We start from the raw sequence: 26448 nt of genomic DNA on the forward strand, positions 1-26448 counted from the left end.
TGCTGCATGTCTTCTAACAATCTAGCACATGGGGTAACGAACAACATAGATTACAAAAAAGACTAATCAACGGTATAGCGGCTAATTACCAATAATGTATTTATAGTAAATGAAACTGAACACATGACATTTTATGAACTAGCTGTTCTGAAATAACGTTGGAGCTAATAATGGTTGACTAAAAGGTGGAAGGGATTATACGTTTGGAAAAAGGAATTATTTACAAGTTGCTTTCTTTTGCTGAAAATGATATATTATTTGAGCTGACAACAAAACAGCAGTTTCAAAAGCGAAAAGCTTGGGTGAAACGATCTTCAAAAAAAGAAAAAAATAACCCTTGCATTTTTGAAACGAACATGATATGATCTTATAGCTGCTGAAAAACGCAGCGAAAGAGAAATATTTGATCTTTGAAAACTGAACAACGAGTGAGTAAAACGATTTTGTTCGCAAAATCAAACAAGAGATATTTTATCTCGTCAGTTTCAAAATGAGCTTATCGCTCTTTCTATAAACCAACTTCGGTTGGTCTTTAATGGAGAGTTTGATCCTGGCTCAGGACGAACGCTGGCGGCGTGCCTAATACATGCAAGTCGAGCGGGGTTAATTAGAAGCTTGCTTCTAATTAACCTAGCGGCGGACGGGTGAGTAACACGTAGGCAACCTGCCCACAAGACAGGGATAACTACCGGAAACGGTAGCTAATACCCGATACATCCTTTTCCTGCATGGGAGAAGGAGGAAAGACGGAGCAATCTGTCACTTGTGGATGGGCCTGCGGCGCATTAGCTAGTTGGTGGGGTAAAGGCCTACCAAGGCGACGATGCGTAGCCGACCTGAGAGGGTGATCGGCCACACTGGGACTGAGACACGGCCCAGACTCCTACGGGAGGCAGCAGTAGGGAATCTTCCGCAATGGGCGAAAGCCTGACGGAGCAACGCCGCGTGAGTGATGAAGGTTTTCGGATCGTAAAGCTCTGTTGCCAGGGAAGAACGTCTTGTAGAGTAACTGCTACAAGAGTGACGGTACCTGAGAAGAAAGCCCCGGCTAACTACGTGCCAGCAGCCGCGGTAATACGTAGGGGGCAAGCGTTGTCCGGAATTATTGGGCGTAAAGCGCGCGCAGGCGGCTCTTTAAGTCTGGTGTTTAATCCCGAGGCTCAACTTCGGGTCGCACTGGAAACTGGGGAGCTTGAGTGCAGAAGAGGAGAGTGGAATTCCACGTGTAGCGGTGAAATGCGTAGATATGTGGAGGAACACCAGTGGCGAAGGCGACTCTCTGGGCTGTAACTGACGCTGAGGCGCGAAAGCGTGGGGAGCAAACAGGATTAGATACCCTGGTAGTCCACGCCGTAAACGATGAATGCTAGGTGTTAGGGGTTTCGATACCCTTGGTGCCGAAGTTAACACATTAAGCATTCCGCCTGGGGAGTACGGTCGCAAGACTGAAACTCAAAGGAATTGACGGGGACCCGCACAAGCAGTGGAGTATGTGGTTTAATTCGAAGCAACGCGAAGAACCTTACCAGGTCTTGACATCCCTCTGACCGGTCTAGAGATAGACCTTTCCTTCGGGACAGAGGAGACAGGTGGTGCATGGTTGTCGTCAGCTCGTGTCGTGAGATGTTGGGTTAAGTCCCGCAACGAGCGCAACCCTTATGCTTAGTTGCCAGCAGGTCAAGCTGGGCACTCTAAGCAGACTGCCGGTGACAAACCGGAGGAAGGTGGGGATGACGTCAAATCATCATGCCCCTTATGACCTGGGCTACACACGTACTACAATGGCCGGTACAACGGGAAGCGAAATCGCGAGGTGGAGCCAATCCTAGAAAAGCCGGTCTCAGTTCGGATTGTAGGCTGCAACTCGCCTACATGAAGTCGGAATTGCTAGTAATCGCGGATCAGCATGCCGCGGTGAATACGTTCCCGGGTCTTGTACACACCGCCCGTCACACCACGAGAGTTTACAACACCCGAAGTCGGTGGGGTAACCCGCAAGGGAGCCAGCCGCCGAAGGTGGGGTAGATGATTGGGGTGAAGTCGTAACAAGGTAGCCGTATCGGAAGGTGCGGCTGGATCACCTCCTTTCTATGGAGAATCGTTTCCTGCAATGGAAACATTCAAATATGAAGCGTAAGCTTCAAAACTCAGGTTTAGGCCTGTTACTCACTCGTTGCTCAGTTTTGAGAGCTCAAACTCTCAAGCTTCGACGAATGTTTCATTCACACATCCGTGTAGAACCGAAATATTCATCGGGTTTCGCTTCGATGAAGCGAATTGCACCTTGAAAACTGGATACCGAAACGAAATTGCGTTTTAGAATATTCCTTTAAGCTGATCTTGTGTAAACAAGTGAAATAAAGGTAGCTGCGTTGAATTTCATTCACACGTAAGTGTTGAACCGAGATTCAAAGCAAATCGTATTTACCATGTAAATACTAGGTTAAGCTACAAAGAGCACACGGAGGATGCCTAGGCGCCAGGAGCCGACGAAGGACGTGGCGAACAACGATAAGGCCTCGGGGAGCTGTAAGCAAGCTTTGATCCGGGGATGTCCGAATGGGGAAACCCGGCTGTCTTCATCGACAGTCACTTTCTGCTGAATACATAGGCAGAATAGAGGCAGACCAGGGGAACTGAAACATCTAAGTACCCTGAGGAAGAGAAAACAATAGTGATTCCGTCAGTAGCGGCGAGCGAACGCGGATTAGCCCAAACCAAGGAGCTTGCTCCTTGGGGTTGTGGGACGTCTCACATGGAGTTACAAAGGAACCGGTTAGATGAAGAGGTCTGGAAAGGCCCGCCAGAGAAGGTAAAAGCCCTGTAATTCAAAACTTGTTCTCTCCGAGACGGATCCCGAGTAGTGCGGGGCACGTGAAACCCCGTATGAATCCGGCAGGACCATCTGCCAAGGCTAAATACTCCCTGGCGACCGATAGTGAAGCAGTACCGTGAGGGAAAGGTGAAAAGCACCCCGGAAGGGGAGTGAAATAGATCCTGAAACCGTGTGCTTACAAGAAGTCAGAGCCCGATCTATGGGTGATGGCGTGCCTTTTGTAGAATGAACCGGCGAGTTACGTTCCCGTGCAAGGTTAAGGTGAAGAGCTGAAGCCGCAGCGAAAGCGAGTCTGAATAGGGCGACTTGAGTACGTGGACGTAGACCCGAAACCGGGTGATCTACCCCTGTCCAGGGTGAAGGTGCGGTAACACGCACTGGAGGCCCGAACCCACGCATGTTGAAAAATGCGGGGATGAGGTGGGGGTAGCGGAGAAATTCCAATCGAACCCGGAGATAGCTGGTTCTCCCCGAAATAGCTTTAGGGCTAGCCTCGGAAAGAAGAATCGTGGAGGTAGAGCACTGATTGGGTGCGGGGCCCGCAAGGGTTACCAAGCTCAGTCAAACTCCGAATGCCATAGATTTAGTTCCGGGAGTCAGACAGTGAGTGCTAAGATCCATTGTCGAAAGGGAAACAGCCCAGACCATCAGCTAAGGTCCCCAAGTGTGTGTTAAGTGGGAAAGGATGTGGAGTTGCACAGACAACCAGGATGTTGGCTTAGAAGCAGCCACCATTGAAAGAGTGCGTAATAGCTCACTGGTCGAGTGACTCTGCGCCGAAAATGTAACGGGGCTAAACACACCACCGAAGCTATGGCTTGATGCTTATGCATCAGGGGTAGGGGAGCGTTGAATGCGGGTTGAAGGTGTACCGTAAGGAGCGCTGGACTGCATTCAAGTGAGAATGCCGGTATGAGTAACGAAAAGATCTGTGAGAATCAGATCCGCCGAAAGCCTAAGGGTTCCTGAGGAAGGTTCGTCCGCTCAGGGTAAGTCGGGACCTAAGGCGAGGCCGATAGGCGTAGTCGAAGGACAACAGGTCGAAATTCCTGTACCACCGTAATCCGTTATGAGCGATGGGGTGACGCAGTAGGGTAGTGACGCGGACTGATGGATGTCCGTCTAAGCAGTGAGGCTGGTGTGTAGGCAAATCCGCACATCGTTAAGGCTGGGCTGTGATGGGGAGCGAAAATTGTAGTAGCGAAGGTCATGATCTCAGACTGCCAAGAAAAGCCTCTAGCCAGGAGAAGGTGCCCGTACCGCAAACCGACACAGGTAGGCGAGAAGAGAATTCTAAGGCGCGCGGAAGAACTCTCGTTAAGGAACTCGGCAAAATGACCCCGTAACTTCGGGAGAAGGGGTGCCTCGGTAGGGTGAATAGCCCGAGGGGGCCGCAGTGAAAAGGCCCAAGCGACTGTTTAGCAAAAACACAGGTCTGTGCGAAGCCGCAAGGCGAAGTATACGGGCTGACGCCTGCCCGGTGCTGGAAGGTTAAGGGGAGTGGTAAGCCCTTCGGGGCGAAGCTATGAACCGAAGCCCCAGTAAACGGCGGCCGTAACTATAACGGTCCTAAGGTAGCGAAATTCCTTGTCAGGTAAATTCTGACCCGCACGAATGGCGTAACGACTTGGGCGCTGTCTCAACGAGAGATCCGGTGAAATTTTAATACCTGTGAAGATGCAGGTTACCCGCGACAAGACGGAAAGACCCCATGGAGCTTTACTGCAGCTTGATATTGAATTTGGGTACGATCTGTACAGGATAGGTGGGAGCCGTTGAACTTTGAGCGCCAGCTTGAAGGGAGGCATCCTTGGGATACCACCCTGATCGTATCTAGGTTCTAACTTGGTACCGTAATCCGGTGCGAGGACAGTGTCAGGTGGGCAGTTTGACTGGGGCGGTCGCCTCCTAAAGAGTAACGGAGGCGCCCCAAGGTTCCCTCAGAATGGTTGGAAATCATTCGAAGAGTGCAAAGGCAGAAGGGAGCTTGACTGCGAGACCTACAAGTCGAGCAGGGACGAAAGTCGGGCTTAGTGATCCGGTGGTACCGCATGGAAGGGCCATCGCTCAACGGATAAAAGCTACCCTGGGGATAACAGGCTTATCTCCCCCAAGAGTCCACATCGACGGGGAGGTTTGGCACCTCGATGTCGGCTCATCGCATCCTGGGGCTGAAGTAGGTCCCAAGGGTTGGGCTGTTCGCCCATTAAAGCGGTACGCGAGCTGGGTTCAGAACGTCGTGAGACAGTTCGGTCCCTATCTGTCGTGGGCGTAGGAAATTTGAGAGGAGCTGTCCTTAGTACGAGAGGACCGGGATGGACGTACCGCTGGTGTACCAGTTGTTCCGCCAGGAGCACCGCTGGGTAGCTATGTACGGAAGGGATAAGCGCTGAAAGCATCTAAGCGTGAAGCCCCCCTCAAGATGAGATTTCCCAATTAGTAAGACCCCTTGAAGACGACGAGGTAGATAGGTTGGGGGTGGAAGTGCAGTAATGCATGGAGCTGACCAATACTAATCGGTCGAGGGCTTATCCTAAAATAAAACGCAAATGAGTTTCGGATCCAGTTTTCAGGGTGTAACCTTGAAGGTATGTACAAGTGACATACGACAAGCGCATGGCTATTCATTCACACGATAAGTGATGAACCGAATAACCGTACGGTAGAATTTACGAAGTAAATTCATGTTTGGTGGCGATAGCGGAGGGGTTCCACACGTACCCATCCCGAACACGACCGTTAAGCCCTCCAGCGCCGATGGTACTTGGACCGCAGGGTCCTGGGAGAGTAGGACGTCGCCAAGCACGATAAAAGAGCACAGCCTTAACGGGCTGTGCTCTTTTTCTTATAACCGATTCATTTATCATTCACATGAAAGATCATTATCGTGGATTCGGTCAAAAGTTTTACGGTATCCTGGTTGTCCTATAGTGGTGCCTATTCAGCATTTTTAACTGAGGACAGTATTAACTGGGGAAGTTAATCTATTTCAACCTGTTCTGTCTGAAGGACACTCAAGGTTTGAAGTTTACGGGTAATTTCTTTTTGCCACTTTGTATCTCCGACTTGTACGGCAAGATTGAGAAGATCCAAATAATCATCAATATGCAGGGAGGTTTTACTAAAAGCTTCTTTCACTGCGGTCCTGCCTCCTTTAAAGTCTATGTGTATTTATCATTTAATAATGATAATCATTATCAAGAAATGATCTTATTCATATTATGCCTGTGTTCTAGATAAATTGCAAGTTATGATATGAATGAATTTTGAAGCACGCAAATGAGGGCTTGAAAAAACAAACCCTTCTCCTTAAGTTCACGCATTGTTCACGTCTTTTCTATGGAACATAATGAAAAGAACAAGCGGGCATTGAGTGTCCACCAATAAGGAGGGCAAATTGCGCAATGCTTCAACAAGAGGAGGAAAAAGACCATGAGCAGAACAAAAATGAAAGCGTTTGCCATTGTGATGGCGAGCGCCTTGGCATTGACGCTGGCAGCTTGTAATAACGGACAAAGCGCAAGTCCGGGAAATTCAGGAGAGCAGAGCAGAGGCACCACAACGAAAGATGTTACGATTACCTTTCAGAACATTAATCCTGATCCGAGCACCCCTTCGTACAAAATGATTAAGCAAATTGTAGGTCAATACGAGCAGGATCATCCTCATGTCAAAATTGAATTGGATTCGCTAAATACAGATCAACAAAAGCTCAAGCTGAAAACACAGGCAGCGGCGAAGGAAGTACCTGATATCACGATTGTAAACCCAGCTGCACAGATGAAGCCATTCGTAGATGCCGGGCTGCTGGCTCCATTAAACGATGTGGCTGATAAAGAGGGGTTAAAAGATACGTTTCAGAATGGACTTCTTAATTACTATAGCTTCGACGATAAGCTCTATGCTTTTCCGGACGGTAACAATATAGAAGTGGTGTTTTACAATAAAGAACTGTTCAAGCAGGCGGGAATTCAGAAGTTGCCAACCACCTTTGACGAGCTGATTACGACGGTCAAGACGTTGAAGGCGAAGGGAATTACTCCGATTGCTATTGGGGAAAAGGATTCATGGACGGGTTCCCTCCTTTTTATGAATATTTTGTTGCGTACGAATGAAGGGCCTAATTTTCTCAATGATGTACTGGACGGTAAAAAGACGTTTAACGACCCAGCTTTTGTGGAAGCGGTGGATGCATTTCAGGAATTGGTGCAGGCAGGAGCTTTCCCGGATGGAGCTACATCTATTGACTACAATGCAGGCGGTAATATTTTCAAAACAGGAAAAGCCGCGATGTATATCATGGGTACATGGGAAACGGGGTCTATTGATGCTTCTTCGGTAGCGGGTAAGGTAGGAGCGTTTCAATTCCCTACGGTAAATGGCAAGGGTGATGTGAATGAGTATGTAATTGCGCCGGGCAGCGCATTTGCGGTTTCTGCGAACAGTGAACATTTACAGGAGACGAAGGATTTTCTGCACTATTTTATATCGGAGATGCCCAAAATCCAGTTTGATCTGAAAAATGCGATTGGCAGTGGTCAGAAAATGAAAGGTGATCTGAAGGAAGCGGGCTACTCCGAGTTAGCGATTAGTCTTAATGAACTGTTTAAGAATGTAAAAGGGGGCGATCTCGCTTTTGATAATACGATGAATCCGGCTATTGCGCAGGCGCATCTGAGTAGCATTCAAAACCTGTTCGTGCAAAAAGAAGACTCTGCACAAGTTGCCAAGGAACATCAGAACACTTTTGAAGCGAATAAATAAGTGAGGATTTTGCAAAAATCCAATAAGCGACTTCCAATGAACAATATATAGATCGAAATGGTCTAGTTCGTCTAGATATTGCACTTTGGAGCGACTGGAATTGAATTTTGCAAAATCCTGAAGTAGCTGACACTAGGGAGGGAGCAGCATGCTCCTTCCCTGATTGGAAATTATGTAGGTTGTGCATCCTCAGAAGATGTTCAGAATCAACACAAAGGAGATTAGAGCATGAATGTACTGAAGGTGCCAGCACGTACCATTGCCGTTTTCGTGCTACCCTGCCTGTTGTTGTATACCTGTATGGTATTTGTTCCGATTTTGGTGTCGGTGTATTGTGGATTGCTGGATTGGAACGGCATCGCCGAGGCAAAGTTCGTGGGGCTGGCTAATTTTGAGCGGATTTTTACAACAGATTCAGTGTTCTGGCCGTCCGTGAAACGGACTATGATGTTTGCTGTGTTTTCCATGTTGGAAATTCCGTTCTGTCTGTTGCTGGCGATCTTGCTTAATCGCTATGTGCGTAAGGCCAATACGCTGGTTACGATGTATTTTCTGCCGGTTATTCTGTCGGTAGTCATTATCGGGCAGCTGTGGAAGACGATCTATAATCCAGCCTCGATGGGTGGAATGCTGAACGGTATTTTGCTGGCGATTGGGCTGGAAAGCTGGACACGCTCATGGCTGACGGAACCGCAGATAGCGATGTACGCCCTCTATTTTGTATCGTTGTGGCAGTATTTTGGCTATCATTTGCTTATCCAGTTTACCGGGGTGCAAAATATACCGAATGAGCTGTACGAAGCAGCCAAAATTGATGGAGCTGAAGGATTCAAAGCAGACCGCTATATTACGCTACCGCTCATCGTACCTATTTTTAAGATATCAATTGTATTAGCATTTATCGGCTCCCTGCAATCGTTTGATTTGATCTGGGTGATGACGGGTGGAGGACCAGCTCATGCAACGGATACAGTATCTACGTATATGTACAATATGTCCTTTTTATCGATGAAATACGGATATGGCAGCGCATTGGCTTCAATTCTCGTAGTGATTTGCTTGTCATTTACAATTGTGATAAATTTTGTTTTCAAACGAATCGAAAATAAGGTAAGCTAAAGGAGATGGAACTGTTGAATGCCTTGAAAAAAACGGGAGTCTTTACCTTATTGGCAATCTTAATTGTCACGCAGCTGTATCCACTCTTTTGGCTGCTGACCTATTCGTTGAAGACGAATGAAGAGATATTGAGCTCAAGCTTCTTTGCACTCCCTCAAGTGCCTCAGTGGCACAACTATCAGGAAGCCTATGAATCAGGGAGCTACTTGCGTTATTTAGGAAACAGTGTGCTGGTGACCGGGGTTACGATGATTTTCGTCATTTTATTAAGCTCAATGACTGCTTATGCGATTACACGTTTTCGTTGGCGCTTTGGGGTTGTTGTGCTGACTTTGTTTCTGATCGGGATGATGATCCCGATGCAAGCTACACTGCTGCCGCTGATGGTGATGTTTAAAAACGTCCATATTCTGAATACGTATTTCTCACTGATTTTACCCTACATTGCTTTTCAGACACCGATTGCGGTCTTCATCCTATCCGGCTTTATGCGGTCCATTCCCCACGAAATTGAAGAATCCGCTTACATTGACGGAGCGAGCATTTATCGTATTTTCCGCAGTGTAATCTTACCCATCTCGATTCCGCCTATCATGACGGTATGTATTTTAACTTTCATTAACATCTGGAATGAATACATTATGGCTGCCACCTTTATCTCGTCCGAGAAGCTCAAAACTCTCCCTTTCGGCGTATATACGTTCGTCAGCCAGTATTCTGTGAACTACGGTAATATTGGTGCTTTTCTAGTCATGGGTGCCTTACCGGTCATTATTATTTATTTTGTTCTGTCCGAAAATATCACCAAGGGCATGGTTGCGGGAGCGGTTAAAGGATAGGCGGCCGATGCGAAAGGAGCGCACGGAGGTATGATGCGCCGTTTTCAATCCATTCAATACCGCTTGTTTGTTCTGTTCCTATTGAGCATGTCCGGCATTGTGCTGGCGGTCAGTTTATTATTTTACAACCGTACTACGGTGCAGTTCCATGATAAGGTCAGCGAGCTGGCGCGTAAAAATGTATCCCAGACGGCAGGCCTGTTCGAATTGTTACTCGGCAGCTATAACAGTCTCTCCAAATCGATCAGCAACAATATGGATTTGGTTCGTCTGTTGACGACGGATAGCAGTGACTTACCTGCTGTCAATTACATTAACGAACGTACGATTACAAATATTCTGGGGGCTATCTATTATTCGCGTGAGGATCTGATTGGCATCCATGTCATCACAGACACAGGCAAGGTATATAACTATGGAAATTATATGAATGTCATTGATACTCATTACGAACATACGGAATGGTATAAGGAAATTCGAAAGTCGGCGGGCAAAATTGCATGGCTGGGCGTGTATCCTCACTCTGTCATTGATCAGGTGGAAACCAGACCTGTGTTTGCATTCGGAAGGCAGCTCTATGATCTGGATGAGCACAAGCCGATTGGTATTGTCCTGTTTGAGGCTGAGCCGCGATCTGTTTTGTCCGCTCTCCACAATTTGCGGCTGGGCACCAATAGTCAGGTATATTTGTTAGGTCATGAAAATCGAATTGTGTCGGCTACTTCCTCTGATCCGCCACCGGATTTGCAAAATCTAGAGCAGCAGGTACCGGAGGAGGATGTTATTGTAAATCGAAGTAATGAAAAAGTTGTAATCGCTTCCAAGTTGCCGTTTGCCGACTGGTCTGTGATTAGTGTGACACCTAGTGAGGATCTGAACGTGGAGTTGGTGCAAAATCAAAGGTACTTATTTATCGTGGCACCTATACTTATTATTGTGTCGGCGTTAATTGCGTCCATCGTCTCCAGGGGCATTTCCCTTCCACTCAAGCGAGTCATTCGGGAAATGAAGCGAGTAGAGACAGGGAATTTCCGTCATACGGTAAACATCGAATCCTATGAAGAAATCAATCAGCTAGCTACCTCTTTCAACCATATGGTAAGACGAATTGCAGAGCTAATCGAGCTGGTGCGTATATCATCGGTCAGCGAAAAAAATGCGGAGCTGCACGCGCTACAGACGCAGGTCAATCCACATTTTCTGTATAATACGCTCGATATGATCTATTGGATGCTGGATGAAAAGGGACAAGATCAGCTCGGAGAGGTAGTCCTCTCCTTATCCCATATGTTCCGTTACAGCAGCCATTGGGAAGAGGGGGCCGATGTAAGCCTTCGTGAAGAAGTGGAGCAGGTTGGCCACTATCTCACGATTATTCAAGCTCGGCTGGAGGGCAGGGTATCTGTAGACATTAGCATTGATGAACGATGGATGGATATCCGCTTGCCGAAAATGACCTTACAGCCCTTGATTGAAAATGCAGTGAAGCACGGACTGGAGCCTCTTCATGCGGATACAGGTGGCAAGCTGCTCGTCAGAGCGGAGGAATATGACGGTGTATTGAGCCTGCACATCATCGACAACGGTGCAGGGATGGAGTACGAACGATGGGAGGTGGTCCAGGTCGCTTTGGCAGAACCCGGCAAACAGGCGGGCAGCGGGCAGGCGGGAGGCATCGGCCTGCAAAACCTAAATTTACGGCTATGGCACATGTTCGGAGAAGAGTACGGCCTACGGATCTCTAGCGCACCTGGGGCCGGAACAACAGCCACTGTAAGTGTGCCTCTGCCACAGAAGGAGGAGAAACATGAATATTCTGATAGCTGACGATGAAAGTATGATTCGGCAGGGGATTCGGCGTACCATTGGCCAAGCTCTACCAACCTGCGGCATTCATCTCGCTGCTTCCACCGAGGAGGCAGCAGGCATTCTGGCGGAGCATCCTGTAGATATTGTATTAACTGATATCCTGATGCCCGGTATGGATGGTCTGGAATTCATGCGTATTTCTAAACGAAAGCATCCTCATCTGCAGTGGGTTGTCATCTCGGCCCATTCCGACTTCCAATATGCACAAAGAGCAGTAAAGCTGGGTGCCAAAGACTACCTGTTAAAGCCGATTGGCAAAAAAAAGCTGTTGGAATGTATTGAAATGCTGGCAGCCGAAGCGCTTGTGGCCTCGCAGCAGGCGAACGAGGGTAGGCTTCTCAAATCCAATATGGTTTATTTGCGTGAAGCCGTTTTCCAACGCTATGCCCTTGGACTGGATACGGGAAAGCTGGATATACAGCCTTTTGTCGAAAATTATCCGGAATTCCATCTCTTCATGGTTCGCATGGAACCTGATCACAAGCAGACGCATCTGGAGCATTTTATGATTGAAAATGTACTGTCCGAGCTCATTGAGGCAGGAGGCAGCGGCTTTGTCGTCAGTCTAGACCGCCATAGTCTGCTGGGCATTGCAAGGCTAAGGGATGAGGCAGAGGCCGCACGGCTAGAGACGTTGCTCGAATCCCATTTGAAGCGTTATGTGAAGGTGCCCCTACAAATTACACGTTCGGGTGTTCATCACAATTTTGCCTCCATACCTGAAGAGGTGGCGCGACTAAGACGTACGCCAGAGGAGATTGCAGCCGCAGCAGCGGATACAGGAGAATGTCTCCGCAAAGGCATGCATACGGTAGATGTGGCATTGCAATACATTCGGGCTCACTTTACAGAGGAGCTGTCGCTGGAGAAGGTGGCTTCAATCGTATTTTTGAATCCGGTGTATTTCAGCCAGTTATTCAAGCAAAAGACAGGACAAGGCTACAAGGATTACGTCATTTGCTTGCGTATGGAGGAGGCGAAACGGCTGCTCAGTGATCCTCATCTGCGGCTGGCTGATATTTCAGAGCGGATCGGTTATCAGGATATGCGGCATTTTACACAGGTATTCCGGCGCAAATGTGGAATGACTCCAACCGAGTATCGACATCAGGGAGTAAAATAAGGCGGTATCAACGACCGAATGAAGGAATTTCTTCAAGCATCAGACTGTTTCAGGAGTAGAGTGGTAGAGCATCTACTCCTGAAACAGTCCTTTTCGTGTCTCCAGCTTGTAGCAGTTCAACAAATTTGCGAGCTGCATTGGATAAATAACGATCCTTGCGCCATACGACGGCAGGCTGTGTGAAGGGGAATGGCTCCTTAATGGAGAGTATGCGAAATCTGTCCCCGTATTCTTGTCCCAAGCCAGCGTCTGGAATAATGGTAATTCCCATGCCTGTGGAAACGAGCGAGAGAATGGTCGAAATTTCAGGACAGTCCAGTACGACGTGCGGAATAAGATGGTGTTCCTGAAATTTGCGGATGACGGTTTCGTATAGTCCGTGTCCTTCTGTTCGGCGTCCCAACAAGAGGTCATAGCTGGCAGCTTCCTGTAATGTAATTTCCCCACTGGGATGGCGATCTGCCCATTCACACGGAAGAACCGCAACAAAAGAAACGCCCTCCAGTTCAATCGTATGGTACGATTTATCATCTACCGGAAGCAGCAGCAGGGCCAGATCAACTTTATTTTGGTGCAGCAGTTCTTCCAGATGATGTGTGTCTCCGTGTCCTATTTTAACGTATACCTCTGGAAAATCCTGATGAAAGCGACTGAGTTGTTCAGTAATCAGAGACATACAGGCGGATGACGTGCCTATGGAAAGTGTGCCGGTTACTTTGTTTTCAAACTCCCCAATTTCTCTACAGGTGTCCTCCATTTCAGCCAATAATCGCTTGGCGCGTGTATACAGTGTATATCCTGCCTCGGTAACCTCCCACTTCTTTCCTTCACGGTAAATCAGCTTTACGCCAAGCTCGTCCTCCATATTTTTGAGTTGTTGACTCAGCGGAGGCTGGGCCATGTTGAGCGTTCTGGCGGCCTTGGTGATTTGCCCTTCCTCCACGATGACGCAAAAGTAATGCAGATGCTTCATGTCCATTGGGATTCCTCCTTATTTCTAAACAACGCTTCAATTTGGATACTTTTAAAGTATGTATTACATATATTATATATATTTTTCGTGTGCAAGGAACAGGCGTATAATTTTTGACAGTAATGCATGGGTGAACATAAAACGATGGGGTGGAAGGAGGGGACATATGAAGAAAATCATTGTAGGAATATCGGGAGCGACAGGATCGATCTTCGGTATACGTATATTGCAACAATTACGAGAGGCTGGAGTCCAAAGCCATCTGGTGCTATCTCCGTGGGCTATTGCGAACATTCCCTATGAGACAGGCTATACGGTGAAGGAAGTGGAGGCAATGGCGGATGCAGTCTACTCGTATAAGGATCAGGCTGCGCGTATTTCCAGCGGCTCCTTTCGAGTAGACGGCATGGTCGTCGCTCCTTGCAGCATGAAGACCCTTGCCTCTATTCGTATAGGTATGGCGGACAACCTGCTTACCCGATCAGCGGATGTGATGCTGAAGGAGCGAAAGAAGCTGCTGCTCATGACCAGAGAAACACCATTAAGCAGTATCCATCTGGAAAATATGCTGGAGCTGTCACGTATGGGCGTGATGATCCTGCCGCCGATGCCTGCCTTTTATAATCATCCTGCAAGTATCGAGGAATTAGTGGATCATATTGTTTTTCGCGCATTGGATCAGTTCGGTATTGTCACAACCGCAGCCAAACGTTGGGATGGAATGAAGCAGACTGACTCCAGACTGCACCAGAATTGAGAAATCGAAAGACGAAGGAGAATGAATGATGGCTTATAAAGACTTTCGCGATTTTCTACACACCTTGGAAAAGGAGGGACAATTACTCACGATCAGCGATGAGGTAAAGCCGGAGCCGGACCTCGCAGCAGCTAACAGAGCATTAAACAATCTTGGAGATAAGACGCCTGCTCTCTTTTTCAACAACATCTATGGATATACGGATGCTCGTATTGCAATGAATGTGATGGGCTCCTGGCCCAATCATGCCCTCATGATGGGAATGCCAAAAAACACGCCGCTCAAGGAGCAGTTTTTTGAATTTGCCAGACGCTATGAACAATTTCCGGTGCCCGTGAAGCGGGAAGAAACTGCTCCTTTCCATGAAGTCGAGATTACAGAGGATATTAATTTGTTTGATATTTTGCCGTTATTTCGTTTGAATCAGGGGGACGGAGGATTTTACCTGGATAAAGCAATTCTAGTTTCACGCGATCTGGATGACCCGGACACCTACGGTAAGCAAAATGTCGGTTTGTACCGGATGCAGGTAAAAGGCAAGAACCGTTTGGGCATCCAGCCTGTACCACAGCATGATATTGCGATCCATATCCGTCAGGCTGAGGAGCGCGGCGAAAATCTGAAGGTCGCTATTGCCCTCGGATGTGAGCCTGTTATAACAACGGCTGCTTCTACGCCGCTGCTGTACGATCAATCCGAATATGAGATGGCGGGCGCCATTCAGGGTGAGCCTTACCGTGTGGTCAAAGCGAAGGATGCAGATTTGGATCTGCCTTGGGGAGCTGAGGTCATTTTGGAAGGCGAAGTGTTAGCAGGTGAACGTGAGTATGAAGGTCCATTCGGTGAATTCACAGGTCACTATTCCGGCGGTCGCGCGATGCCAGTCATTCAGATTAATCGTGTATATCACCGCAAACAGCCTATCTTTGAGCATCTGTACATCGGGATGCCTTGGACGGAAACGGATTATATGATCGGTGTGAATACAAGTGTACCGTTGTTTCAGCAACTTAAGGATGCTTTTCCTAATGAAATCGTAGCCGTTAATGCTATGTATACGCATGGGCTGGTCGCTATTATTTCCACGAAAACCCGGTATGGCGGCTTTGCAAAGGCTGTGGGAATGCGTGCGTTAACGACTCCGCATGGATTGGGGTATTGCAAGCTGGTGATTGTGGTGGATGAGGAGGTCGATCCGTTCAATCTGCCGCAGGTCATGTGGGCTTTATCCACCAAACTGCATCCGAAGCATGATACTGTCATAGTCCCAGGCTTGTCTATTTTACCGCTTGACCCCGGTTCTGATCCGGCAGGTATGACGCACAAAATGATATTGGATGCGACGACACCTGTGGCACCGGATATTAGAGGCCACTACTCGCAGTCGCTTGATTCCCCGCTGGGTGTAGCGGAATGGGAGAAACAATTGAGCCAGATGCTTCGCTAACTATTTTAAAAATAAAGAAAGTTTAAAGGAGTGCTGACAGATGCATATTTGTCCCCGTTGTGAATCTAATCGTTCGGAGGTTGTTACCCGCTCGCCAGTTAAAGGCGCCTGGGAGGTCTTATTGTGTCCTGTATGCATGTTCACATGGCGCACCTCAGAACCGGATAGCATTACTGATCCAGCAAAGTATAAATCGGCGTTCAAGGTAAACCCCCAAGATATTCCGAATGCTGCTCATGTTCCTCCTATTCCAGAGCGGATACAGGTCGTTCGTAAGTAGCCGTAAATTATGGTACTTTGAAGTTATAGGCCAAGTGTAAAGGGGATTATAACTCATGCAGACACCAAGGATCGGTAAGGAACTGTTCACGCTACTAGACGGTAAGGTATTGGAGGACAAGCAGCATGAAGCAATGATGCTGCTGACGGTCACGGAAGATCAGTGGCCGCACATAGCGATGATTAGTGTGGGTGAAGTTGTAGCGCTGGACGAGAGGAATTTGCGTCTGGCACTATGGCCAGGCACGACCACGACGGGCAACATGATTCGTACCGGGAAGGCGACGCTTGCGGTGTTTACCAAGGGGAAGGCGCATTATGTGCGGTTGTCGCTGGAACATCTGCCTGCTTTGCCCGGAGCCAAGCATGTACGTGAGCGATTTGCGGCTCATGTTTTTGCAGCCAGAGAAGATTCGGCCCAATATGCGGATATCTTGACAGGTGTCACGGTCCGTCTCAAGGAACCGGAATCGGTGATCCATCGCTGGAAGGAAACGGTGGCTGAATTGTTAATGTAAAGCCATCTGATTATGACAAATAATCTATGTATTTACCAAGTTTACCGTTAAAATAAATGCGGGGAATAAGCGCTTACAAGGGATCGTGCTGAGCTTGTTGGAACAGGAAATTAGAGTGCGAGGGGAAGTTTATTTCTTTTGAAGGAAAAATAGGAGGGATGAATATGTCTCGTTTTGACAAGGTAGACCAACTATTGAAACAATTCGTAGCAAATGGGCCGGCAGGTTGCGGTTGTGCCATTGCCCAGAATGGTAAAGTGTTGTATGAAGGGTATCATGGATATGCTGATCTGGAAGCCCGAAAGCCAATCACTGAGGATACAGTGTATCGATTGTTTTCCATGACAAAGGTTGTTGTCTGTGCGGCTGCACTTATGCTGTACGAACGTGGGCAATTTTTGTTGAATGAGCCTTTGTATGAATATTTTCCCGAATATCGTAATGCGCATGTATTCAAAACCGCTCCTAACGGATACACTTACGTGGATAAGGCGGAGAAACCCATTTTAATTAAGCATATATTCAATATGAGTGTGGGTCTTCCTTACGCTTCCGAGCCTTCAGAGACAGGACGGGCAATGCAAAGGGTCCTTACAACGTTAAAGGAAAAGCAGGGGAAATATGATCTGCGCACAGAAATTAAAGCGCTTTCTGAGATTCCGCTTTCTTTTGAGCCGGGAACACGCTGGTTATACGGATATGGACATGACCTGGTTGCAGGTCTTATTGAAGTGATTTCAGGTAAATCATTAGGGCAATTCCTAAAGGATGAAATATTTGATCCGCTTGGAATGAACAATACAGGTTACCGATATCGTGGAGATATTGAATCGCGAATGGCCTCCTTTTACCAACGGACAGACGCCGGAGAACTAGAGAAAATAGAGGGTTTCTTGGATGAATATCATCAGCCAGATGCTATATATGAAAGTGGGGGCGCAGGTCTGTATTCGACAGTTAAGGAGTACCTTACATTTTCACAAATGCTGTCGAATGGAGGTATGGTAGATGGCGTGAGGCTATTAGGGAGAAAAACCATTGATTTAATGCGCACCAATCATCTGAATGCAGATCAATTATTAGATTTTACCAATTCATATCATACAGGTTATGGTTACGGACTGGGCGTGCGCACGTTAATTGATAAAGCGGCTGGGCATGCAAATAGTTCTATTGGAGAATTTGGCTGGACGGGAGCAGCCGGCACTTGGGTTTCTATAGATCCAAGCGAACAATTCTCCGTCGTTTATATGCATCAGTTGTCTCCTAGTATGGAAGAATACCATCATTTGAGAGTTCGTGCAGCAGCTTATAGCTGTTTGTAAATGCGAGATTGTGGATCTGTTGAGAAAACCCTTTACTATGGCTCTGAAGCTACACAAATTGTAATGTCTAATCTTTATCAAAAACGATCTAGTTAATAAGGACCAAATTTCCTTCGAAGCCTAAACTATTCTTTTCCATATGACGACATAAAACGTAGGTGTAAGGATTTTGCGAAATCCTTAATTTAAGTTTTGAAATGGGAGGGAATTAGATTTTGAAGAATAGATGGTCCGGTTTTCTGGCGTTGGTCATCCTGATTTCAAGTTTTACATCATATGCAGGGTTTGCATCTGCTGCGGATGCGGTGCTTTCCAAGATAGTCCTTTCCTCTAACGAGGTAACTTTGCAGCAGGGAGATACGGCTGCGTTGACGGCTACTGCTGTTTTTAGCGATGGGACAACCTCGAATGTAACCGTAAGCACGGATTGGAAAAGTGATAATACAGCTATTGCTACCGTGTATAATGGTACAGTTTCGGCTAAGGCTGAAGGGGAAGCCACCGTGGTTGCGACCTATAAAGAGAAGGTGCAATCGGTTCAGGTACATGTAACGAAAAAGGTTAAGGCGCTGACATCCAGTGTACAAAGCCTGAACTTGCGTTCAAGCGGTACAGGACAGGTTGATTTGACAGCGACATACAGTGATAATACAACAGCTCAGGTTTCGGGTGACGCTACTTGGACCTCGGATAATCAAAAGGTAGCAACAGTAGTTAACGGATTGGTTACCGCTCAGGGAGCAGGTACAGCCAATATTAAGGGCGTATATGGTCAACAGACCGTAACCATTGCTGTGCAGGTGGAGCAGGTTAAACGTCTCGATGTCAGTTCATCAGAGGTTTCTCTTTTGCTGAAGGATACTGAGAAGGTTAAACTTTCAGCGACATTCCCGGATGGATCGGTACAGGACGTGACAGAGTCCGCTGAGTGGAGCTCCAGCAATGCAGCTGTGGCGGATGTACTGAAAGGCACCATTACCGGCTATAGCGCGGGAAAGGCGACAATTACAGGTAAATATGGCACGATGTCCGCTACGATTTCGGTGGATGTTGATCAAACGAACAAGCTGAAAGCCAGCGAATCCAATATTTTTCTCCGTCTGGATGAATCTAAAAAAATACAAGTTTCTGCCGTTTATCCGGATGGGACGGTAACGGATATCACAGATAAAGCTACTTGGACATCAAGCGATGAAAAAATTGCGACTGTGAATAAGGGAACGATTATGGCGATTGGAGCGGGTTCGGCTACGGTGACCGCTAAGTATGGAGATAAGACCGTTTCGATCAAGACAGATGTTGAAACCTCCAGATATCTGGATTTGAGTGAGGACAAGCTGAGCCTGAATGCCAAGGAATCCAAAAAGCTCAAGCTGACCGCAACGTATGTAACAGGTACGGAAGAAGATATCACAAGTAAGGCAGAGTGGAAGTCCAGCAATGAAGATATCGCTTTTGTCAGTGCGGGAGAAGTCACGGGTTATAAAACAGGTGAGGCTACGATCACCGCTTCTTATGGTGGCAAAACAGTTACAGCTACGGTATCCGTAAATGTACCCGGTGATCTGTCTCTTTCCTCCAAAACGGCAACGATTGATATTGATGAGGACTATACTGCAACTTTGACGGCTACTTATGCGGATGGGCGTAAGGAAGATGTAACACAGGATGCAGAATGGGCTTCAAGCGCAGAAGATATTGCTTCTGTGTCCAAAGGAACGATTACGGGTAAATCCGCTGGTAAAGCGGTTATTACAGCGACCTATAATGGCAAAAAACTGACGATTAACGTACAAGTAGGCCTTGTAGACCGTCTGGAAACTGACTCGCGTGTAATTGCGCTTGGTGCTCAGGAAACGAAGCAGCTGAAAGTAACAGGAGTTAAGAGTGGCGGTACAAAAACAGATGTAACCAAGGACGCCACCTGGACAACTAGCAATGTAAAAGTGGTTGAAGTTAGCGAAGGCTTGATCAAAGCGAATGGTAGCGGCAAGGCAACGGTGACTGCTTCATATGGCAAGCAAAACATTACGTTTACGGTAGAAGTGGACGTAGCGCAAAAGATTGAAGCGGATGCAATCGCGCTATCGCTCAAATCTGGAGATCAAAAAACCATCGCGATTGTGGTTAAATCGAATGATGGTAAAGAAAAGGACGTTACGGCCCAAGCTGAATGGAAAACGTCTAATTACAAGGTAGCCACTGTTAAAAAGGGTCAGGTTACCGCAGTCAGCTACGGTAAAGCTAACATTCAGGCGAAGTTCGGTGGGAAGGTGATCAGCGTGCCCGTGGATGTTGATACGCTTAAATACCTGCAAACAGACGAAGTTGCTTTGAATTTGAAGGCAGGACAGCTGGCCAAGGTTACGGCTACAGCCACGTATAAGGATGAGTCGGAGAAGGATGTTTCCAAACCGGCTGTCTGGTCCTCGTCCAGAATTGTTGTTGCGACCGTCAAAGACGGTAACATTAAGGCACAGGGCAAGGGCAAAGCTGTAATTACTGTGAAATATGCAGGTAAAATGACGAAGGTACAGGTAACCGTTCAGTAAAACAAAAGAGCAAGCATACGTCCAAGGACGATATGCTTGCTCTTTTATTTTAAGGAGGCTACCGCTTATAAATTATGACTTATCCTTCTTGGTCGGTGTGTTGCGTGTAAGTGATTCGGTCAAACGCTTGCCAGTCGGCGTCTGGGCCAAGCCGCCTTTGGCGGTCTCGCGGTGCTTCGACGGCATCGCACTGCCGACTTCAAGCATCACGTCGATGACTTCGTCAGACGGAATAGCGCTGCGCACACCCGCCAAAGCCATGTCCGCTGCGGCAAGCGCAGTCACGGCTCCCAGCCCATTGCGCACGATGCACGGAATCTCCACGAGTCCGGCGACGGGGTCGCAAATCAGGCCGAGCGTGTTCTTAAGAGCGAGACCCACGGCGTGAACAGCCTGTTCAGGCGTACCACCGCGCAGCTCGACCATAGCGCCAGCGGCCATCCCGATAGCTGAGCCAATCTCAGCCTGACAGCCTCCCTCCGCGCCAGAAATGAAGGAGTTGTTGGCGATCACGTAGCCAATGGCTCCAGCGGCGAACAGACCGTTCACCATATGCTCATCATCCCAGCCGAACCGCTCCTGCGCACTGATGAACACACCAGGGATAACCCCGCATGAGCCTGCGGTAGGCGTGGCGACAATGCGACCCATGGATGCATTAACCTCCGACACGGAGAGGGCATAAGCCATGGCGAGCGCGGAGGCATCACCGGAGCAGGTTTCTCCTGCCCGCAGATACTCGGCTAGGCGCTTGCCGTCACCGCCCGTCAATCCACTGCGGGATACGGTGTCTTGTGTCTGACCGCGATGAACGGCTTCCTTCATGACTTCATAATAATCAGACATTTGGCGAAAGATTTCTTCCTCCGTTGTATTCGTCTCTTGTACCTGCTCTTGAATCATCAAGCGGCCAATTGTGGTGGATTCTTCAGCGCATAAAGCGCTGATTTCATGCAGATGGCTAAACCGCATCGGATTCAGCTCCTTTTTTCAAATTAATCATCTTAATTTCATACATATGAGGTAAAGAACGCAGTTCCGCAATCAGTTCAGCTGGAGCAGAACTGTCCGTTTCAATGGCGGTGAGTGCTTCACCATCCCGGCCTTTGCGATCTACGTGCATATAGGCAATGTTAATGTGGGCCGCGCCCAGCGCTGAAGTTATCGCGCCCAATGTACCGGGCTTATCCGAGTGGAGAAGCACCAGCGTAGGCAGCTCCCCGGTCAGATTGACCCGGAATTCGTTAAGCTGCTGGACATGGATGCTGCCGCCGCCGATGGAGGAGCCCAACAGTGTGCGCTGATCCTCGCCCTTCCACAGCTCGAAACGGACAGTGTTCGGATGAGGCGCGGGGAGTCCGCTGACGGCGAATTCCACGGCCATCCCGGCTTGCTCCGCCCATTGCTCGGCATCCGGAATCCGGTGATCGTCCGTATCGTAATTAAGCAGCCCTGCGATGAGCGCCAGGTCTGTACCGTGTCCTTTATACGTATCGGCAAAGGAGCCGTACAGTGTCATACGGGCACGGTCAGGCTGCGTCCCGAGCCAGTGCCGTGCAACGCGTGCGAGCCGTACCGCGCCTGCGGTGTGTGAGCTGGAAGGTCCGGTCATGGCCGGACCGATAATGGAAAATACATCTTTGAAACGCATGGTGTGGCCCCCTGTATGTTCTAATACCATACTATATGGTATTTCCGCGTCTTTGCGCGGTTATGACGGTTCCTAATGCTGACGCACAATGTGAGCACAAAAAAGGACAGGATAAGGAAGTTTCCCTTATCTCTGTCCTCGTTACCTGAGAGTTTCGTGCGGTGTTCTTACCGCCTTTACCCCTTGGGTGGCTTGCGCTCTCTCCAGAGTTGCGTCAGATGACGATACATGGACCTGAGAGATTATCCGTCAGCCGGGTGCTGACGCCTTGCTCCTTCGGTGCCGCCAGAGTGTAGGCTCCCTGGACAGACTCTCCCGTCATCTTCATTCGCGTATACCGTTCTACATGTCTTTCTTAGCGTAATGTATGGCGTGCTCGGTGTCAATCACAGGTTTAATTTTTACATAAACAGGTGCGTTCCCAATAAAAAAGATTAAAATTTACATAATTATGGATGAAACCAGGAAGGAATTAGAAGATTGGCGGCTAATCTGATAAAGGACAAGTATATTTATGGAAATCATAGGAGGGATATTGACGTATGGTAAAAGGCTTGCGATTCACAGGTTCACGCTTAAAAGGGATGCTGCATCTAGCAGCGATCGTATCACTGCTGATCGGGATCTTCGTTCCATTCGGTCAGGTCAAGGCAGAGGGAGCATTGACAGTAGCCGAAGCACTTCAGCGCCAAGGCAGTGAAGGTACGGTGACGGTGGAAGGTTACATCGTCGGACATGCTACCGGATCGAAAACGGCTAATTTTTCTTCCCCGTTTGCGAATGATTTTAACGTACTGATTGCCGATCAGGCAAATGAACGTAATACGTCTAATCTGTTGGATGTACAGCTGACTTCAGCGTACAGAGGGCAATATGGGCTATCAGGCCATCCTGAGCTGATCGGCAGCAAAATTCGTGTGACGGGTACACTCGGCGCCTACAATAATTTTGGTGGAGTGAAAAGCCCAAGCGCTGTTGAACTGGTGAACGGAAGCGAGCCGGGTGAACCAGGTGAACCTGGCAACCCGGGTCAACCCGGTACTACATTGCCGGATGGAAAAGGCAAAAAGGTGCTGTTCGATAATACGCACGCACAGACCGCTGGTGCAGCAGATTGGGTCATTGAAGGCGCCTTCTCCGACTTTGCCAATGGACTGCGTAATGTAGGCTTTACGGTAGACCAATTGAACCGTCCCATTCCTTTTACTTATGGAGAGCAGGCCATAACATATGACAAGTTGCGCCAATATGATGTGTTCATTATTGGTGAAGCGAATGTTGCCTTTAAGGCATCCGAGCAGGCTGCCCTGCTGCAATACGTGAATAACGGGGGGAGCGTTTTCTTCATCTCCGATCATTATAATGCGGACCGTAACAAAAACCGTTGGGATTCCTCCGAGGTTATGAATGGCTACCGTCGTGGAGCCTATACTAATCCGGCCAAAGGCATGACTGCAGAAGAAGCTGCATCACCGGCGATGCAAGGATTAACAAGCTCCGATTGGCTGGCGACCAACTTTGGCGTTCGTTTCCGTTACAATGCGCTCGGTGACGTGAATGCTACCGACATTGTAGCCGCAGATCAATCTTTCGGCATTACCAAGGGTGTGCGCTCGATTGCAATGCATGCAGGATCTACGCTGGCTATTATTGATCCTACCAAGGCTAAAGGCATTGCTTATATCCCTTCAGGCACAAAAAAATGGGGGAATGCGGTAGACCAGGGAGTTTATAACGGCGGGGGCCGTGCGGAAGGACCTTATGCCGCTATCTCCAAGGTAGGTCAAGGCAAGGCAGCGTTCATCGGTGATTCTTCCCCTGTAGAAGATGCTACACCGAAATATGTGCGTGAGGAAAACGGACAGTCGAAGAAGACATATGATGGTTTTAAAGAAGTGGATGATTCCACCTTCCTGGTGCAAACGGTCCAATGGCTTGCATGGAAGCAGGACTACATGAAATTGTCCGATGTGGAAGGTTTGACTCTGGATCAACCCACGAAGCTTCTGCCATTCGAGGAGCCTGCGGCTTCCACGGAACCGCAGCCTGAGCCTTGGTCTGCTCCGGCAGCAGGTTACAAATGGTACGATCCTAGAACGTTCAAGTCTGGCTCCTATGGAGCGGCTTCATAATTATCGCCAGAAGCTCAATGTGAGCTGGTATTAGTTAGTCGTTTGATCCCTGCGGAGGGATCAAACGACTTTTTTTGTAATGAAAATTAACCTGTGGTTGGTTATTTCATTACATTTTGTGCCAGAAAGGCCGCGCTACTGCTGGATCATAGATTTTTTAAATGATGTTGATAGCATAATCTTAATTGATATATCCATATACTGGTGATAGGATGTATTCAAATTATTCCGACAAAAACGGTATGTAATGTTCATGAGAGGTTTTAAACATCAAACATGGTGAGAATAAGCGGGACAAGACCATGGAGAATGGAGGAAGCGCGCATTGAATACCGAACCCGTGTTGGAAATTAAAGGATTATCCGTATCTTTTCGCATCAAGGATCAATATCACCCCGCAGTCGACCATCTGGATCTGACGGTCAACCCCAATGAAGTGCTGGCTGTAGTCGGAGAATCCGGCTGTGGCAAAAGCGCACTGGCGCTTTCGATCGCACAACTGCATGACATGGAACGCACACGTGTAGAGGGAGAGGTCCTTTTTAAAGGTACGGACCTGAACCGTCTTTCTTCAGGGCAAATGAATAAAATCCGCGGAGCGGGCATTGGCATGATCTTTCAGGACCCACTGACAGCACTCAACCCGTTGATGAGCATTGGCAAGCAGATTGAGGAAAATCTTGATTATCATACGTCACTATCTACGAAGCAAAAAAGGGAACGTGTGCTGGAGCTGCTGGAAAACGTAGATATACCGAATCCTGTGCGTGTGTATGAGCAGTATCCGCATGAACTGTCAGGAGGGATGCGACAGCGTGTGATGATCGCAATTGCCATAGCTTGCCGACCTTCTCTTATTATTGCAGATGAACCAACTACCGCGCTCGATGTAACGATCCAATCGCAAATTCTCGACTTGCTCAAACAGCTTCAACAGGAGACCGGAAGTGGAATTATCCTGATTACGCACGATCTTGGTGTTGTGGCAGAAGTAGCCGACCGCGTGGTGGTCATGTATGCCGGAGAAATCGTGGAGAGCGCTGATGTTTTTGAATTATTCAGGCATCCACAGCATCCGTATACGCGTTCTTTGCTTGCTTCCATGCCGGGATCGCATACCAAGGGGGAATCACTGCATGTCATCGGCGGCATTGTTCCCTCATTACAAGATATCCCCCGCAATAGCTGTCGCTTTGCCCCGCGTATTCCCTGGATTCAGCAGAGAGTGCATGAAGACCATCCCCAACTAAATGAAATTTCCGCTGGACATTGGGTCCGTTGTACATGTTACCAGCATTTTCATTTTGAACACGAGGCAAAGGGGGAAGCTGCTCATGGCACTACTGGAGTTAAATGATTTGAGGGTCCACTATCCGGTGCGCGGTGGTTTCTTCCAGCGTGTTATCGATCAGGTGAAAGCAGTGGATGGCGTGTCGATCAGCATTGAGGCAGGCCAGACATACGGGCTGGTGGGAGAATCCGGCTGTGGAAAAACGACGACAGGCAGGACGATTATCGGTCTAAATAAGCTGACGAGCGGACGGATTCTTTTTAAGGGAAAGGACCTTGCGGCTCTGAGCCGTAACAACCGTCATCCGCTGCGTAGAGACATTCAGATGATTTTTCAGGACCCCTACTCTTCGCTCAACCCGCGCAAACGCGTATTGGATGTCATTGCTGAACCGCTGCGAAATTTTGAAAGGCTGAGCAGTGAGGAAGAACGGAGGAAAGTACAGACGTTGCTGGAAAAGGTCGGCTTGAACGCCGATGCAGCCTACAAATATCCGCATGAATTTTCCGGGGGGCAACGGCAGCGGATCGGGATCGCGCGTGCGCTGACATTAAACCCCAAGCTGATCATTGCTGATGAGCCAGTGTCGGCGCTGGACGTTTCTGTGCAGGCACAGGTGCTTAATTTTATGAAGGATGTGCAACGGGAATTTAATTTGACGTATTTGTTCATCAGTCATGACCTAGGTATTATCCGCCATATGTGTGACCAAATCGGTATTATGTACCGAGGCCGTCTAGTGGAGCAGGGGAGCGAGCAAGACATTTATGAGCGTCCACAGCATCTGTATACCCAGCGCCTCATTGCAACCATTCCCAATATTGATCCTACAAAACGGCTGGAAAATGCCAAGAAAAGGCGAATGCTTTTATCCTCCTACAAAACAGAGCTGCCCAAACATCTAGACGCGAGTGGAAAGCCGTTTGCACTAAAATCAGTAAGTCCATCCCATCAAGTCGCGCTACCATAAGGG

19 protein-coding genes, 3 rRNA genes and 1 riboswitch are annotated in these 26448 nt (G+C 48.2%); of the genes, 18 read left to right on the forward strand and 4 right to left on the reverse strand.

Translation table 11 applies throughout. The features are described from left to right. The first annotated feature begins 203 nt into the window (after positions 1-203). The 4 genes from KAI37_RS01960 to rrf all read left to right on the forward strand — a co-directional run bounded on the left by KAI37_RS01960 (position 204) and on the right by rrf (position 5640). A complete protein-coding gene (locus KAI37_RS01960; RefSeq protein ID WP_220030615.1) occupies positions 204-365 on the forward strand; it encodes a hypothetical protein in 162 nt (53 codons plus the stop codon). Between the two features lie 167 nt (positions 366-532). Beyond that, positions 533-2088: ribosomal RNA gene (locus KAI37_RS01965) — 16S ribosomal RNA — on the forward strand. A 353-nt stretch (positions 2089-2441) separates the two neighbouring features. After that, positions 2442-5372 (forward strand): 23S ribosomal RNA (locus KAI37_RS01970). 151 nt (positions 5373-5523) lie between these two features. After that, positions 5524-5640: ribosomal RNA gene (gene rrf / locus KAI37_RS01975) — 5S ribosomal RNA — on the forward strand. The 16S, 23S and 5S rRNA genes sit together here, the layout of an rRNA operon. A gap of 175 nt (positions 5641-5815) precedes the next feature. Here rrf and KAI37_RS01980 read toward each other — a convergent pair. Continuing rightward, a complete protein-coding gene (locus tag KAI37_RS01980) occupies positions 5816-5974 on the reverse strand; it encodes a hypothetical protein (RefSeq protein ID WP_179085965.1) in 159 nt (52 codons plus the stop codon). A 294-nt stretch (positions 5975-6268) separates the two neighbouring features. Between KAI37_RS01980 and KAI37_RS01985 the strand changes: the two genes are divergently transcribed. The 5 genes from KAI37_RS01985 (at position 6269) to KAI37_RS02005 (ending at position 12550) form a co-directional block, all read left to right on the forward strand. Further along, on the forward strand, positions 6269-7600 hold the full coding sequence (locus KAI37_RS01985) for an extracellular solute-binding protein (RefSeq protein WP_076294532.1): 1332 nt from the start codon (positions 6269-6271) through the stop codon (positions 7598-7600). A gap of 228 nt (positions 7601-7828) precedes the next feature. Next, positions 7829-8719 (forward strand): carbohydrate ABC transporter permease, encoded by an 891-nt coding sequence (locus KAI37_RS01990; protein ID WP_076294531.1) that lies wholly within the window; start codon positions 7829-7831, stop codon positions 8717-8719. 5 nt (positions 8720-8724) lie between these two features. After that, complete coding sequence (locus KAI37_RS01995) at positions 8725-9558, forward strand: carbohydrate ABC transporter permease (protein ID WP_372238716.1); 834 nt, start codon at positions 8725-8727, stop codon at positions 9556-9558. Between the two features lie 30 nt (positions 9559-9588). Further along, positions 9589-11385: a sensor histidine kinase gene (locus KAI37_RS02000; protein WP_076294530.1), complete on the forward strand. Its 1797-nt coding sequence runs from the start codon at positions 9589-9591 to the stop codon at positions 11383-11385. Then, positions 11366-12550 (forward strand): response regulator, encoded by a 1185-nt coding sequence (locus KAI37_RS02005; protein ID WP_071639245.1) that lies wholly within the window; start codon positions 11366-11368, stop codon positions 12548-12550. Before KAI37_RS02000 ends, KAI37_RS02005 begins: the two co-directional genes overlap by 20 nt. A 49-nt stretch (positions 12551-12599) precedes the next feature. Here KAI37_RS02005 and KAI37_RS02010 read toward each other — a convergent pair whose 3' ends face one another. Beyond that, positions 12600-13529: a LysR family transcriptional regulator gene (locus tag KAI37_RS02010; protein WP_220030616.1), complete on the reverse strand. Its 930-nt coding sequence runs from the start codon at positions 13527-13529 to the stop codon at positions 12600-12602. Positions 13530-13689: 160 nt separating this feature from the next. Here KAI37_RS02010 and KAI37_RS02015 point away from each other — a divergent pair, with 160 nt between their 5' ends. From KAI37_RS02015 to KAI37_RS02040, 6 genes are all read left to right on the forward strand, one after another. After that, positions 13690-14280, forward strand: a complete 591-nt coding sequence (locus tag KAI37_RS02015; RefSeq protein WP_025723836.1) for a flavin prenyltransferase UbiX — start codon at positions 13690-13692, stop codon at positions 14278-14280. A gap of 28 nt (positions 14281-14308) precedes the next feature. Then, entirely contained in the window at positions 14309-15727 is a 1419-nt protein-coding gene (locus KAI37_RS02020; RefSeq protein WP_071639249.1) for a non-oxidative hydroxyarylic acid decarboxylases subunit C, read from the forward strand. Between the two features lie 40 nt (positions 15728-15767). After that, positions 15768-16007, forward strand: a complete 240-nt coding sequence (locus KAI37_RS02025; RefSeq protein WP_220030617.1) for a non-oxidative hydroxyarylic acid decarboxylases subunit D — start codon at positions 15768-15770, stop codon at positions 16005-16007. Between the two features lie 55 nt (positions 16008-16062). After that, positions 16063-16524, forward strand: a complete 462-nt coding sequence (locus KAI37_RS02030) for a pyridoxamine 5'-phosphate oxidase family protein (RefSeq protein WP_220030618.1) — start codon at positions 16063-16065, stop codon at positions 16522-16524. Positions 16525-16688: 164 nt separating this feature from the next. Beyond that, positions 16689-17849 carry a serine hydrolase domain-containing protein gene (locus tag KAI37_RS02035; RefSeq protein ID WP_071639254.1) on the forward strand — a complete coding sequence of 387 codons (1161 nt, stop codon included), beginning with the start codon at positions 16689-16691 and terminating at the stop codon, positions 17847-17849. Between the two features lie 215 nt (positions 17850-18064). Then, positions 18065-20401: an Ig-like domain-containing protein gene (locus KAI37_RS02040; RefSeq protein WP_220030619.1), complete on the forward strand. Its 2337-nt coding sequence runs from the start codon at positions 18065-18067 to the stop codon at positions 20399-20401. A gap of 72 nt (positions 20402-20473) precedes the next feature. Here the strand turns inward: KAI37_RS02040 and sdaAA are convergent, their stop codons facing one another. Together sdaAA and sdaAB are read right to left on the reverse strand one after the other, a co-directional pair. Beyond that, positions 20474-21373, reverse strand: a complete 900-nt coding sequence (sdaAA, locus tag KAI37_RS02045; protein WP_071639258.1) for an L-serine ammonia-lyase, iron-sulfur-dependent, subunit alpha — start codon at positions 21371-21373, stop codon at positions 20474-20476. After that, on the reverse strand, positions 21363-22052 hold the full coding sequence (gene sdaAB, locus KAI37_RS02050; protein WP_013308430.1) for an L-serine ammonia-lyase, iron-sulfur-dependent subunit beta: 690 nt from the start codon (positions 22050-22052) through the stop codon (positions 21363-21365). The genes sdaAA and sdaAB overlap by 11 nt, the downstream gene beginning before the upstream one ends. Positions 22053-22264: 212 nt before the next feature. Beyond that, a riboswitch (glycine riboswitch) is annotated at positions 22265-22380 on the reverse strand. Between the two features lie 214 nt (positions 22381-22594). Between sdaAB and KAI37_RS02055 the strand changes: the two genes are divergently transcribed. The 3 genes from KAI37_RS02055 (at position 22595) to KAI37_RS02065 (ending at position 26445) form a co-directional block, all read left to right on the forward strand. Next, a complete protein-coding gene (locus tag KAI37_RS02055; RefSeq protein ID WP_220030620.1) occupies positions 22595-24184 on the forward strand; it encodes a DUF6359 domain-containing protein in 1590 nt (529 codons plus the stop codon). A gap of 325 nt (positions 24185-24509) precedes the next feature. Then, a complete protein-coding gene (locus KAI37_RS02060; protein WP_071639262.1) occupies positions 24510-25541 on the forward strand; it encodes an ABC transporter ATP-binding protein in 1032 nt (343 codons plus the stop codon). After that, positions 25519-26445, forward strand: coding sequence for an ABC transporter ATP-binding protein (locus KAI37_RS02065; protein ID WP_220030621.1), 927 nt, complete (start codon positions 25519-25521; stop codon positions 26443-26445). Before KAI37_RS02060 ends, KAI37_RS02065 begins: the two co-directional genes overlap by 23 nt. The last annotated feature ends 3 nt before the right edge of the window (positions 26446-26448 follow it).

Origin of the sequence: Paenibacillus sp. S25, from assembly GCF_019454085.1 — a bacterium.
Lineage (GTDB): Bacteria > Bacillota > Bacilli > Paenibacillales > Paenibacillaceae > Paenibacillus > Paenibacillus polymyxa_B.